Raw genomic sequence first — 13,842 nt, forward strand, 5'->3', positions numbered from 1 at the left:
CGTGTTAGCGATTAAATCTCCGCGCGCCTATGCGCATGAGGCGGGCCTGCGCGCACGCGCTGGTGAGTTTATTAAACCTTACGCCACACATATCCGTATCTTCACTTCTCCCAACGCCTGGCAGGCGGTGAACCCAGAATTAACCACCAGCCTTGAGGCGCATGGCATTCGCTGGCAACTGGAATATCTGCACGGTGAATGCACCGATGACGCCATCGCCACCTTGCAACACAATGTTGAGCAGCAAGGCGCGGAACTGTTGTTTGCCATTGGTGGTGGTCGCGTGCTGGATGCCGCCAAAGCCGTTGGCAGCCAGATGCCGGAATTGACGGTGATTAATTTCGCCACGCTGGCCGCCACCTGTGCCGCCTGGTCGCCGGTCGCGATTATCTACACCCCGGAGGGCGGGCATGTTCGCAGCCAGCCGCTTGGCAAAATGCCTGAACTGGTGCTGGTAGATAGTGAGGTGATCGCGCGCAGCGACGCCCGTTATCTGAAGGCGGGTATTGTTGATGCGCTGGCAAAATACTACGAATTCCGCCCTTATCAACGCCACAACCCCGACGACCTGGCGCTCGATCTCAAGGTGATGACCGCGTTACGCGCACTGGATACCTTTCGTCAGTTTGGCGCTGAGGCGGTGGCCGCCAATCAGCAGCAGCAGGTCACCCCGGCGCTGGTAAAAGTCATTGATGCCAATATCGTGCTGGCCGGGCTGGCGAACAGCGTACGCGACGTGCTGCCCACCCCAGGTTTTGCTCACGCCATTCATAATCGCCTGACCCACCAGCCGGAGCTGCATCACTGGCTGCATGGCGAAAAGGTCGGCTACAGCCTGCTGGTTCAGTCGCTCATCGAACATGATGGCGTACCGGATGCTGAATTGCTGGCGCTGTTGCGTCAATACGATATGCCGCTGACGCTGGCTCCGCTAAGCGGCGATCGCGCTGAGCGTATTCGTGCCATCGCGCAGCAAATTAAATTTCCGGCCGCCAGTGCCGAACGTCTGCCGTTTAGCCTGTCCGCAGAGGCGCTGGAACAGGCGTTGCTGGCAACCGACAACGCATTTTAAGCGTGCGCTGCGGCGCACATTTTCTCTTTTACAGACCAGGACATCTTTTATGGACAGCGCAACTTCATCTCGTCGCCTGCGACTCGGCCTTTTTGTACAACCCGTTGGTCAACACGTCAGTGGCTGGCGTCTGACGCAGCAACTCGGCGATCCGACCGATATCGACTGGCTGATCACCATCGCGAAAAAAGCGGAAGCAGGCAAATTTGACCTGTTTTTTGTTGGCGATGCGTTGGCGACCAGTATGTACCGCCTGCCTTCCACTATGGCACGCCTTGAGCCGTTGACCATGCTGTCAGCCCTCGCGGTCAATACCAAACGCATCGGCCTGGCGGCAACGGCGTCCACCACTTTTAGCGACCCGTTCACTATGGCGCGCAGCTTCTCCTCGCTGGACCATATCAGCCGTGGTCGCGCGGCGTGGAACGTAGTGACCTCTTTCTCCACCGACGTTGCGCGCAACTTTAGCCGCAGCGATATGCCAAATCACGCTGAGCGCTATGCGCGGGCGCGTGAGTTCCTCGAAGTAACTTACAAATTGTGGGAAGGCTGGGAAAAAGATGCGGTGCAGCCAAACAAAGCCACCGGCCAATATTTTATTGATGACAAGATCCAGCCGATCAACCACGAAGGCGAGCATTTCCAGGTTCAGGGGCCACTGAACATCACCCGTTCGCCGCAGGGGCGTCCGGTGATTATCGAAGCCGGTTCCTCTGCCGATGGTCAGAAGCTGGCGGCGGAAACCGCCGAAGTAATCTTCACTGCGGCAGCCAGCCTGGAAGAAGCGCAGACATTCTACCGTTCGCAGAAAGATCAGGTGATTGCCGCCGGACGCAACCCGGACCATGTGGTAATTATGCCGGGCGTGATGCCGATTGTCGGTCACACCCGTGAAGAAGCCAAAGCGCTGTGGAAAGAGTTGAACACCCTGGTGGATATCGAAAACGGTCTGCGTCAGCTCTCCCTGCGTTTCAGCATGGATCTGAGCCAGTATCCGCTCGATGGTCCGGTGCCGGAAGTGCCGCTGGGTGAAGGTAACCAGAGTCGCGTCAAGCTGATGACCGATATGGCGAAGCGCGAAAACCTGACGCTGCGCGAGCTGGCCGCGGTTGCTGCCGGTTCCCGTGGACACCGCGTGATTGTCGGCACCGCCGAAGATATCGCCGATGACTTCCAGCTGTGGCTGGAGCAGGGGGGCGCGGATGGCTTCAACATCATGCCAGCGATTATGCCGGAGCAGCTTGACCTGTTCGTTGAACTGGTGATCCCGGAGTTGCGTCGTCGCGGCCTGTTCCGTGATGAGTATGAATTTGCCACCCTGCGCGAAAACCTCGGCCTGCCTGTGGTGTAACGACTGGAGAACAGCATGGTCACCTTATCAAAGCGTGTGCAGTCCGTGTCTCTCTCCGCCAATGCTGCGGCGCGTCAGTTGACGCGCCAGCTTAAGGAGCAGGGCGTGGATATTCTCGACCTCACCACCGGGGAGCCTGATTTCGATACCCCGGCCCCTATCCGCCAGGCGGCTGTGGTAGCAATGGAAGCGGGCGAAACCCGTTATACGCCTACGCCCGGCACCACGGCGCTGCGCAAAGCGGTACAGCAGAAGCTGGCGCGGGAAAATCAGTTGTGGTATGAGGTGGAGCAGATCGCCATCGCCAATGGCGCTAAGCAGGTTATCTTCAACGCCTTTGCTGCCACCCTCAACGAGGGCGATGAGGTGATTGTGCCGGTGCCATACTGGCCGACCTTCCCGGACAGCGTGCGTTTTAACGGTGGCGAGCCGGTGTTACTGGCGTGCCCGCTGGAGCAGCAGTACAAGTTGCAACCGCAACAACTGGCTGCGGCAATCACCCACAAGACACGCTGGCTGGTGCTGAATAACCCCGGCAACCCTTCAGGTATGGTGTACAGCCACGAAGAGTTGACCGCGCTGGCGGCAGTGCTACGCGATCATCCCGACGTCCTGATCATGCTGGATGAGTTGTATGAACATATTCTGTTTGATGGTCGTCAGCACGTTAGCCTGCTGCACGTTGCGCCAGATTTAACACCACGCATCTTGCTGGTCGGCGGGGTATCGAAAACCTATGCCATGACCGGCTGGCGCATCGGCTTTGGCGCCGGTCCGAAAAAATTGATCAGCGCCATGACCGTGGTGCAGTCGCAAAACAGCTCCGGTGCCAGCGCCATCAGCCAGGCCGCTGCGGTCGCTGCGTTTAACGGGGGGCTGGATTTTCTGCCGCCGCAGCGCGAAGCGTATCAGCAACGACGTGATGCCATCATGGCAACGCTGAGTCAGGTGCCGGGTATTGAGGTGCTTAACCCGGAAGGGGCGTTTTTTATTTTCTGTCGCTGTGCTGGTCTGCTGGGGAAAACCCGCCCGGATGGCAAACGGCTGGAAAGTGAAGATGATGTGCTGAACTACCTGCTGGAAAGTGGGGTGTCCGGTGTCGCCGGCAGTGCCTACGGTTTGTCGCCGTATTTTCGTCTGTCGATTGCCACGGATATTGCGAGTGTCACCGAGGCAGGGCATCGCATTGCTCGTGCCTGTGCAGCATTGATTTAATTGCACGTCACCGTAGCGGCGCGATTTATCGCGCTCTTTTGACCTTTACGATGGAAAAAAACGCGCGATAAATCGCGCCGCTACGTAGCCTGGAAGAGAAGGGCAAGCCTTGCCCACGATGGAGCAAGGCGTTTTCCCTGAATATTAGATCAGGAAATCATCCAGCGAACCGCCAGCGTCGAGTACGCTTTTGATCGGGGAAGGCGTACGGCCCTGACCGGTCCAGAATTTCTCTTCACCGTTTTCATCGGTAAACTTATATTTCGCCGGACGCGGTGCGCGTTTTGCTTTAGGTTTGCTTTCGCCGTGAGTTAATTGCGCCAGTTCATTAATATCAATACCGTCGTTAAGCAGCATTTCTTTATACAGCGCCAGTTTTTCTTCTTTCTCGCGCTGTGCGGCATTTTCCGCCGCAGCTTCTTCACGACGTTCGGCGATCACCGCGCTGAGCTTTTCCAGCATTTCGTTTAAAACTTCAACCTCAATATCACGCGCCTGGGCACGCAGTGTACGAAGATTGTTCAATGCCTTCAGTGCATCGCTCATAAATAAACCCTTAGTAATGGTATGACTCAATCAAAAAAGGGCATTCTACGGGAAATGAAGGCAAAAGAAAATATTCTGTCGCAGCCAGATTAGTCCTGAAAAATATCGGGATATCAGGATGGCAAACTATAACCTGATATCCCGTCGTTCAAAGCGAGGATATTTTAGGCATCACGATAAAACGGAAAGCAGCCGGTAATCAGCGCAACCAGCAATAACACCAGGCAGGTTATAAACGACCAGCGTAATGTAAAGCGTTGAGCTTGCGCATAATCCAGTTTCAGCATGCCAATCAGTAAATAGGTTGAGGCGACCAGCGGGCTGAGAATATGCACCGGTTGTCCCACCAACGCGGCGCGTGCCATTTCAATTGGCGCGATACCATAATGTCCTGCCGCCTGAACTAGCACTGGCAACATGCCGAAATAAAACACATCGTTGGAAACCATCCAGGTGACCGGGATGCTTATTAACGCGGTAATTACCGCCAGATAAGGGCCAAGCGCAGGCGGAATCACGTTCACTATCGCGGTTGCCAGGCTATCTGCCATACCGGTTTCTGAGAAGATGCCGGTAAACACCGCAGCCGCGAAGATCAACCCGGCCACGGCGAGGATGGCCGGGGCATGGCGCGCAATTTGCTCCTGCTGCTGACTGAGTTGCGGATAGTTCACGACGAACATGATGGCGGTTGCCAGCATAAACAAATAGGCCATCGGCACCACATCCAGCACCAGCAAGGTCATGAGCGCGATTGTCAGCGCCCAGTTAAACCAGAAACGCCAGGCCACACAGGGTTTCTCTTCAAACTGCAATCCGCTCAGCGTTGCTGAGTGCCCGCGGTGAAACCCAATGCGGGTGCGCTCGCGGCGGCCCAGCAACCAGGCCATGACAAAGGTCCAGACCACGCAGGCCAGCAGCGGCAGCAGCATTGGCACAAACAAGGTGGCAACATCGGCATGCACCGCCGTAGCGGCACGCGCTGTCGGGCCACCCCAGGGAAACATATTCCCCAGGCCGGTGCATTGTAATAGCAGGCAGGCCACACTCAGTCTTGATAAGCCAACGCGTTCATATATCGGCATAAAAGCCGCCAGTACAATCATATATACCGTTGCGCCGTCACCATCCAGCGCCACAATAAAACCCAGCAGGGCGGTGCCGATAAATATTTTGACCGGGTCACCATCAACGGCGGATACGATGCGTTTAATAATCGGATCAAACATTCCGGCATCGGTGACGCTCATAAAATAAAGCATGGCGAAAATCAACATCACACCGGTGGGGGCAACGGTACGTAATCCTTTAATCACCATGGCACCCATTTCCGCACCCTGGCCGGATAACAGCGCGAAAATTGTTGGGATAATAATCAATGCCGTTAAGGCGGAGAGTTTCTTGCTCATTAATAAGCCGATAAAACAGCCGATCATAAGCACACTGAGGATTAACAGCATGGCAGGTGTCCTGTTCAGAGGTTTCGGGTATAAAAACAAACGACTATTTATTGTTCAGTCACACCTTTTTTCCCCTCATCATTCGGACATTATTATCCGGAAATTATTTTGACGAGAGCAAGGTGCATTTATGGGAAAAATGCGTGCAACTTCTTATTTTTAATAAAATTAAAATCGCTTCAGGTTATGATTTATCGCGGTATTATTTGCGCTCCTCAACCATATCGCGAAGAAATAAAACACGCCCGGCCACTGCAACCGGGCGCATAAATTAACCGTGATCGCGTGGTGAAGGCGCAATCGGTAATGGCAGGCGATAAAGTTTCACCGGATATTCTACGGTTGAAGGTTTCCCGCCGGTGGTGGCAGGCGTGCGGTTAATTTGTGCCGAAGGCATCCATAACGCCCCTTTAGAAATCCACATCGCATCAATCCAAACGAGGCGTGGATCCTGAATCACCGTGGTCACGGCACCATCCGGCGCAATGCGTTTGATGCTGCGGGTATTGATATCCGAGGCATAGATATTGCCCGCGGCGTCAATCGCCGTGCCGCCGGTGCTCCAGGTGTCGCGCACTTTCTCAGCGTGTAGTGCCACGTCAGCCGGTGAAAGTTTCTCGTCATTCAGATAACGGGTTTCGATGCGCGCCAGCGGTCCGGGAATAGCCTGATAGTAGAGCCATTTGCCATCAGGTGAGACTTCCAGCTGATCGAGGCCAACACGTTTTTCCCGGCCATCGCGCAGGAACAGTTTTTTGCCGTCGGCATAGATTGGTTGATGATCGATAGAGAGCGGATGATCATCCAGTACGCGCCAGCTTTTACCACTTTTCATATTTAACACCACCAACCCCACCGCACCGGGATCGGTCAGATAGGCGTAATCCCCATTGAAACGCACATCATCCAGATAGCTGGTGGCTTTCAGTACCGGAGCGTTAAACACGTAGCTGCCGACCACGTTGCCGCTTTGCAGATTGATGCGTACCAGTTTGGCTGCACCTGCTACCGCGTGATCGCCGGTGCCGATGCCTTTGTTACCGGCATCCATCACCCAGAGATCGCCATCCGGGCCAATCCGCAGGGCATTAACGTGATAGAAATGATGCTCAGGATCGGTGCTCTGCCATTGATTCCAGGCCGCATCGGGATACGCCTTAAGCTGACCGTTCACCACTTCAGCCAGCTGTAAACCGCTGCCCTCCGATTGGGTCAGAGAGGCAAAAATGCGGCCATCGTGGCTGACGGTGATGCCATTCCACACCCGTGGGGAGGTGGTCACCTGTTGCAGGCGGCTATCTTGTTGGGTGGGTAGCTTAACCGGCAGGGTATCCTGTGCCAGTAGCGGTGCGGCGACGGTTACGGTCAGCGCCGCGATCAGCGCTTGCAGCGAATGCTTCATCCTTATCTTCCTTCTGAACATGGCAGGTTATTTGTTGCTCTGTTGTTAATGTCTTTCCATCCTGGCAGTCCGGAGTGATAAATTATATTCTCTGATTTTTATCAATTAATTCCTGGTGGGAATGAATGGAGCTGAAAGATCTGCATTATCTGCTGGCGGTGAAGGAGACCGGGCATCTGGGTAAAGCGGCGCAATCCCTTGGTATCACTCAGCCTGCGCTGACCAAATGTTTGCAGCGGCTGGAAAAGTTCTACGCCACCCGACTGATTTTGAAGGTCGGGCGTGGCATGCAACTGACGGAAGCGGGACTGCTACTTTGTGAACGTGCTCAAAAAGTCGTGCACATGATGCAGGTGACGCGCCAGGATTTACAGGCGTTGGGGGCAGGGACGGCGGGGGTGATCCGCCTCGGCGTGGCTGCCACCGCGGCAGAATTTATGCTGCCAATGCTGAGTCGTGATTTGCTACATAAAGCGCCAACGGCACGGCTGGAAGTGACCGTGGGGATGAATGACTTGCTGCAAAAAATGCTGCGGGAAAACAAGATCGATCTCATCCTCGGTTATTTGCCGGATGGCAACAGCGAGTTTATTACCCGCCCGCTGATTGACGATCCGGTGGTGATTGCCGCCAGCAAACGGCATCCGCTGGCGAATATCCATCCGACACCGGAACAGCTTGATCAATTTAACTGGCTGTTGCCTTCCATGCAGGTGGCGACGCGTCAGTGGCTGGAGCAACGTTTACGCAGCGGAGGCTATGCGCCCCCGCGCGTACAAATGGAAAGTAATACCTTGTCGCCGCTGCGTCAGGTCATCGCCAGTACGCAATTGCTGAGTTTTCTCTCGCGGCGTTTGCTGAAAGGCGAGGGCGAAGATGCTTCGCTGGTGGAGATTCCTCTGCCGCTGGTCACCATGCCCCGAACCTTTGGCTGGCAGTTCCGCTCTTTGAGCGAGCTTTCCCCCGCCTCACGTTTACTGGTTGATTTAGCGGAAAAACGCTGGCATTGGTAATACGATCTTCGTGATCCGTAGCGGCACGATTTATCGCGCTTTTGCCTCAATACGCAACGGCTCGCGCGATAAATTGCGCCGCTACGGAGCTTTCCTTGAGTGATGATTGCCATCAGAAACTCTCATCTTTCCTTAATCATTGAAGAATAAGTGATTTTTCCACGAAAAAATTCTACGCAACTGGAAACAATTACTTGCAATGAAAATCTTAATGCGTATATTTCTCATTTGCTTTCTTGACGACATCTTTACTGTCGCACTGTACGTGCCGGGACGGCACAGTCAGGCGCTTATTTCCTCCTGACCGTTATTCTTCAACAGCTATTTATGGCCGGATGCCAGCAGACGCCAGCGGGCATGTCGTCATTAATAACAAAAAATTGAGGAATATTATGTCTTTCGAAGAAAAGCGCGTCAGGGAACACGCCCGGACTTCGCAGCGCGTGCTGCGGTTGTCAATGCTGGCGATGTTGATTACCTCGGGTATCGCCCATGCGGCAGATACGGCCAATAAAGAACAAACGCTGACGGTTAATGCCAGTGCCACGAATGCCGACCAGCAGGAGCAGGGCGCACAGGATTACAGCGTGCCTGTGACCCGTGCCGGTACCAAAATGGCGCTGACCGCGCGTGATATTCCGCAATCAGTCAGCATTATCAGCAAGCAACGTATGGAAGATCAGCAGTTGCAAACGTTGAATGACGTGCTGAAAAATACCACCGGTATCAAAAGTGTCAGTCAGGATATGGACCGCCCACTGTTCTATTCGCGTGGCTTCCTGATTGATAACTACATGATCGACGGCATTCCCACCGCGTTTGCTTCACGCTGGAACCTCGGCGATGTGCAGACCGATATGGCCCTTTATGAGCGCGTGGAAGTGGTGCGTGGCGCGACTGGCCTGCTCACCGGTCCGGGCAACCCTTCAGCCGCCATCAACATGGTGCGCAAACACGCCGACAGCAAAGAATTTACCGGCAGCCTTGAAGCCAGCTATGGCAGCTGGAATAAGCAACGCTATGTTGCTGACCTCTCCGCACCGCTGAGCGAAGATGGCCGCGTGCGTGGTCGCGTGGTGGCGGGTTATCAGGACCGTGACAGCTTTATCGAGCGTTACAATAACCAGAAACAGTTTGTCTATGCCGTGGTGGACGCCGATCTGACCGATTCCACCAAACTCTCGGTCGGTTATGAATTCAGCCAGGTTAATACTGATTCACCGATGTGGAGTGGTGCGCCGCGCTGGTACACCGACGGCACGCAGATTCGTACCCGCCGTGGTTATAACACCGCGCCGGACTGGGCCTATAACGACAAAGAGAACAAAAAGGTCTTTGTTAATCTGCAACAAAACTTCGATAACGGCTGGAACATCACGCTGAACGGCACGCACAACGAGATGTTTCTCGACAGTAAGATGCTGTATGTCGATGGCTATTTCGATAAATCCACCGGTATCGGCACCTCGCCGTATGCCAACTATCCAGTCATCGGTGGCACCGGTTATAACACCGGAAAACGTAAAGTCGATGCGGTGGATGCCTTCGCCAGCGGTCCGTATGAACTCTTTGGTCGTCAGCATGAGTTGATGGTGGGCGTGAGCTACAGCCGCCAGGACAACAAATACTACAGCGCCTGGGACAATATCTCTCCAACCCAGTTGGGTGACTACAGCGATTTCAACGGACAGTACCCGGAAACCGACTGGAACCCGCGTACCGAGTCCAGCGACAGCCAACTGGTGCGGCAGAAATCGACCTATCTTGCGACACGCATTTCTCTGGCCGATCCACTGCATGTGATCCTCGGTGCCCGTTATACCAACTGGAACCGCCAGACCATGAGTGCAGAGATGGAGAAAAACAACATCACCCCCTATGGTGGTGTGATTTATGACATCTCGGATAACTGGTCAGCCTATGCCAGCTACACCTCGGTATTCCAGCCGCAGGATTATCAGGATGCTTCCGGTGGTTACCTCTCCCCGGTGATTGGCAAAAACTACGAAGCTGGCGTGAAATCGGACTGGTATAACAGCCGTCTGACCACCACGTTCTCCGTATTCCGTTCTGAGCTGGACAATGTTGCGGTGAGCACCGGGCAGGTGAATGCCAGCACCGGCAACACCATTTATGAAGGCAAGAATGGCGTGGTCAGCAAAGGCGTCGAATTTGAAGTCAATGGTGCGTTGACCGATAACTGGCAGATGACCTTCGGCGGCACCACCTATCTGGCGGAAGATCGTAATGGCGATGCCTACAACTCGCAGCTGCCACGCACCTCGTTCAACCTGTTCACCAGCTATCGCCTGCCGCAACTGGACGCGTTAACACTGGGTGGCGGCGCGACCTGGCAATCAAAAACCTGGGGAGATGTGAGTGGTCCGGACGGCAATGGCACCTGGCGTGCCCGTCAGGGTAGCTATACGCTGGTGGATCTGTTTGCCCGTTATGACGTCACCAAAAACGTTAGCTTACAGGCCAACCTGAATAACCTGTTTGACAAAGAGTACGACACCAACGTCGGCAGCGGCGGCATTGTCTACGGTGAACCGCGAAACTTCTCGGTCAGCGCGACTTTCCGCTTCTGATAATAAGACGCCTCTGCGGCGTCTTCTGTCGCGGCGCGATTAATCGCGCCGCGACGAATGAATATTACTGACCTTTTTGCGCTCTGGCGGCGGCCACCAGGCCATCCAGCCAGTCCTGATGACCATTAATCATCGGGTTCGGCTGGGCTTTAGCCAGCTCTTTCGCCGGGTTACCGTTTTGCGTTTCCTGGGTCAGGATGCGCACACGGTTGTCAGATAAATCTTCCACCAGCCAGGCGTGCAGCACATCAAGGCGATCTGCCGCCCCTTCTTCGCCAGCCCAGCCGTGCCACGCAACACGTCCCGCTTCATCGGCTGACGGCGCAACGTATTCTGTTACGCGGGCTTCAACCGGGAAACCAAAGGTTTCAAAGTAGAAGCGATCATCCTGTGCCAGTACCGGTCCTTTGTTGTCGTAGAAACGGGCATTGGCGGAGTTTTTGTAGTAGGTCGGCCACAGCGCCGGTGTCACCAGCAGCGGCCAAATGTCTGCGGCAGACAGACCCGCAACAATCACTTCATTAGAACAGTAGTTATCGGTAAAACCGGGGATAAAGCCTTCCGGCCAGACAATGGCATTCATTTTCATGGTAATCACCTCTCATGTGTTTTGATGGGATTAGCATGAGCCTGTTTTTCATATAAGTGAAATTGATAGTTATGATATTTGATATCACTGTTTTTTATCTCATGCCGGGTGCCTCCATGCGTAGCGGCGCGATTCATCGCGCTGTTACAAAACTGTGCCACTACAGGGGATGTTATGTCGCCGCGCCCAGGGCGGCTTTTCCCACCGAAGTGAAGATAGCGTCATCCTGCGGCGTATGGATACGGCCACACAACACGTTACGTAAGTGACGTTGTAACGGATTCTGGCGGGTTAAGGCGTGGTTGCCGATGCTCTCCACCATCAGTTGTACAGCGTGGATGGCGTTCTCCGTCACCACCTGTTTCACCTGGGAGGCATGCGCGCTGGCGATCTCTCCCTGCGCGCAGCTATGCAGCAAACAGGCATTGGTAAACAACCGGGTGTCGATTCGTCCCACTATCTCCTGAAAACGAGGCAGGGAGGCGAGTGGCGCGGCAAGGTTGGCCGGAACGCGTTGTTGCAGGAAAGCGATAAACCAGTCGCGCGCGCTTCGGGCGATGGCGTCATACAGGGTGCCAAGCAGCGTTGCCATCCATATCTGCTCCTCGTCACTCAATCCCGGTTTGGGTGTGCTCCAGGGGGCGACGTTCACCGCGTAATCGAAGGGGATCAGCACCTCATCCAGCACCACCCGATGGCTACAGGTGCCACGCATACCCAGATGATCCCACTCCTCGATAATACGGATGCCAGGCGCGCTGGCGGGTATCAGATAGCCACCGACCAGCGGATCGGCATCATCGCTGCTGGCCCACACCAGAAACCAGTGCAAACCGTGGCTGCCGGTGGAGTAAATCTTTTCACCGCTAACACGCCAGCCCTCGGCGGTACGCCGTGCCCGGGTACGCGGTAACCCCCCGCGTGCCGGAGTGCCCAGCTCGGGTTCCACCCGAAGCGCATTGATTAAAGCACCGTGCTGCCGAACGCTGGCGGCAACCTGCTGGCGTACGGCGTCAGGCCAGTCAGCGTCTTTGCCCAGACGGCGGGTATTGAGATATTGCATGATCAGAATCAGCGCGCTGGAAGGCTCTCCGCGTGCCACGGCAGCGATAACCGCCTGACATTCACGCAACGTCGCACCGCTGCCACCGGCTTCCAGCGGCAACGCGTAATGCAACAAACCGTGCTGGCGCAGCAGCGCAAAAATGGCGTGGGGAAAATCGCCGTTTTCATCCACGGCGGCTGCCTGGCTTTCTAACGAACGGGTCATCACCGGTAAAATTTCGTTGAGCAGAGAAATATTATCCGCCATTACGTGCCGCCTTATTCATGCATATTTTTAATAAGGTCTGATTGTTTATTTTTATGCCGGGGATGTAAAAGCAATAAAGCGGATAACCACATGCGTAATCGGCATAATTCTGCGGCTGGTTGCCACGGTTAATTACGATTAACCTGCCTGCTCCTGAAAAGAATTATTACAGCAACAACATCTCAACCTGCATTTATTTTTGGGAGTAAAACCATGCCAGTTAATTATTCACTTTCACGCCGCCATTTTCTCAGTTATTCCGCTGCCGCTATGTTGGCACCAGGCCAGGTGTTCGCTGACGATGCGATGGCCGGAATGCACATGTCCGGCGATTTATTGCAGGGCGGAGCGGGAAAATGGGCGTTGGCTAAACCCACCCACATTCGCATGGCGGTCAATCTGAACGCCATTTGCCTCGCGCCGGTGGTGGTGGCCGACCAGCATCAATTCTTTAAAGCGCACAACCTCGAAGTGGAGTTCGTCAATTTTGGCAACTCGACTGAACTGTTACTGGAATCGATCGCCACCGGTAAGGCTGAAGCGGCGATTGGCATGGCGCTGCGCTGGCTAAAGGCGCTGGAACAGGGTTTTGATGTCAAGCTGACCGCCGGAACCCACGGTGGCTGTATGCGCCTGCTGACGCGTGATGATGGCCCGCGTTCGCTGGAACAATTGAAAGGCCAAACCATTGGGGTGACCGATATGGCTGGCGCGGATAAGAACTTTTTCTCGCTGCTGCTGAAAAAGCACGGCGTTGATCCCACTACCGACGTGAACTGGCGCGTCTTTCCGCAGGACCTGCTGCCGATGGTGTTACAAAAAGGCGAGATTCAGGCCGCCAGCGGCTCCGACCCGATTATGTGGCGTTTAACCCAGCAGCCGGGTTATCGCGAAGTGGCGACCAACCTGATGGATGAATACGCCAACCTGAGTTGCTGCGTGGTGGGGACGCGTGGCAGTTTGATCCGCGATCAGCCGGACGTCGCTGCGGCGATCACCCACGCGATTTTGCAGGCCCACGCTTACGCCGCACAACACCCGGAGGTCGTCGCTCAGGCGTTTAACGGCAAAGCGCTCAACACCACGCCACAGGAAATCGCCAGCGTGTTGAAAACCCATACCCACGGCCATTACTCGGTGGGCAATGCGTTTGTACAAGAGATTGATATCTATGCGCGGGATTTGAAAGCCATCAACGTATTGCGACCAGAAACCGATCCGCTGCTGTTCGCCAAAGGGATTACCTCGAATGTATTGGTCTGACCGTAACGGCGCGATACCTTGCGCATCG

Annotated in this window: 11 protein-coding genes; 6 read left to right on the top strand and 5 right to left on the bottom strand. The window is 54.9% G+C overall.

The annotated features are described in order from the left end of the window. Position 1 precedes the first annotated feature (1 nt). From AC6I8T_RS21610 to AC6I8T_RS21620, 3 genes are read left to right on the top strand one after another with little or no spacing between them, the layout of a single operon-like run. Positions 2-1,072, top strand: a complete 1,071-nt coding sequence (locus AC6I8T_RS21610; RefSeq protein WP_497832862.1) for an iron-containing alcohol dehydrogenase family protein — start codon at positions 2-4, stop codon at positions 1,070-1,072. A gap of 49 nt (positions 1,073-1,121) precedes the next feature. Continuing rightward, complete coding sequence (locus AC6I8T_RS21615; protein WP_415174622.1) at positions 1,122-2,423, top strand: LLM class flavin-dependent oxidoreductase; 1,302 nt, start codon at positions 1,122-1,124, stop codon at positions 2,421-2,423. Between the two features lie 15 nt (positions 2,424-2,438). Further along, positions 2,439-3,638: an aminotransferase class I/II-fold pyridoxal phosphate-dependent enzyme gene (locus AC6I8T_RS21620; RefSeq protein ID WP_497834379.1), complete on the top strand. Its 1,200-nt coding sequence runs from the start codon at positions 2,439-2,441 to the stop codon at positions 3,636-3,638. A gap of 144 nt (positions 3,639-3,782) precedes the next feature. On the opposite strand, the gene AC6I8T_RS21625 is transcribed toward AC6I8T_RS21620, so the two are convergent. The 3 genes from AC6I8T_RS21625 to AC6I8T_RS21635 all read right to left on the bottom strand — a co-directional run bounded on the left by AC6I8T_RS21625 (position 3,783) and on the right by AC6I8T_RS21635 (position 7,046). After that, positions 3,783-4,184: an H-NS family histone-like protein gene (locus tag AC6I8T_RS21625; protein ID WP_208725796.1), complete on the bottom strand. Its 402-nt coding sequence runs from the start codon at positions 4,182-4,184 to the stop codon at positions 3,783-3,785. A gap of 164 nt (positions 4,185-4,348) precedes the next feature. Beyond that, positions 4,349-5,644 (bottom strand): CitMHS family transporter, encoded by a 1,296-nt coding sequence (locus AC6I8T_RS21630; protein WP_208725794.1) that lies wholly within the window; start codon positions 5,642-5,644, stop codon positions 4,349-4,351. Between the two features lie 271 nt (positions 5,645-5,915). Further along, positions 5,916-7,046 (bottom strand): L-dopachrome tautomerase-related protein, encoded by a 1,131-nt coding sequence (locus AC6I8T_RS21635; protein WP_208725792.1) that lies wholly within the window; start codon positions 7,044-7,046, stop codon positions 5,916-5,918. Positions 7,047-7,171: 125 nt separating this feature from the next. Between AC6I8T_RS21635 and AC6I8T_RS21640 the strand changes: the two genes are divergently transcribed. Together AC6I8T_RS21640 and fhuE are read left to right on the top strand one after the other, a co-directional pair. Next, a complete protein-coding gene (locus AC6I8T_RS21640) occupies positions 7,172-8,059 on the top strand; it encodes a LysR family transcriptional regulator (protein ID WP_208725789.1) in 888 nt (295 codons plus the stop codon). A 392-nt stretch (positions 8,060-8,451) separates the two neighbouring features. Then, positions 8,452-10,650, top strand: coding sequence for a ferric-rhodotorulic acid/ferric-coprogen receptor FhuE (fhuE, locus tag AC6I8T_RS21645; RefSeq protein ID WP_497834380.1), 2,199 nt, complete (start codon positions 8,452-8,454; stop codon positions 10,648-10,650). A gap of 64 nt (positions 10,651-10,714) precedes the next feature. On the opposite strand, the gene AC6I8T_RS21650 is transcribed toward fhuE, so the two are convergent. After that, positions 10,715-11,233, bottom strand: coding sequence for an SRPBCC family protein (locus tag AC6I8T_RS21650; protein WP_208726608.1), 519 nt, complete (start codon positions 11,231-11,233; stop codon positions 10,715-10,717). A 178-nt stretch (positions 11,234-11,411) separates the two neighbouring features. Next, entirely contained in the window at positions 11,412-12,551 is a 1,140-nt protein-coding gene (locus AC6I8T_RS21655; RefSeq protein WP_208725786.1) for an acyl-CoA dehydrogenase family protein, read from the bottom strand. A gap of 213 nt (positions 12,552-12,764) precedes the next feature. Here AC6I8T_RS21655 and AC6I8T_RS21660 point away from each other — a divergent pair, with 213 nt between their 5' ends. Then, positions 12,765-13,814 (top strand): ABC transporter substrate-binding protein, encoded by a 1,050-nt coding sequence (locus tag AC6I8T_RS21660; protein WP_208725784.1) that lies wholly within the window; start codon positions 12,765-12,767, stop codon positions 13,812-13,814. Positions 13,815-13,842 lie beyond the last annotated feature (28 nt).

The organism is Pantoea sp. X-Soil-OKNW-556 (genome assembly GCF_059730695.1).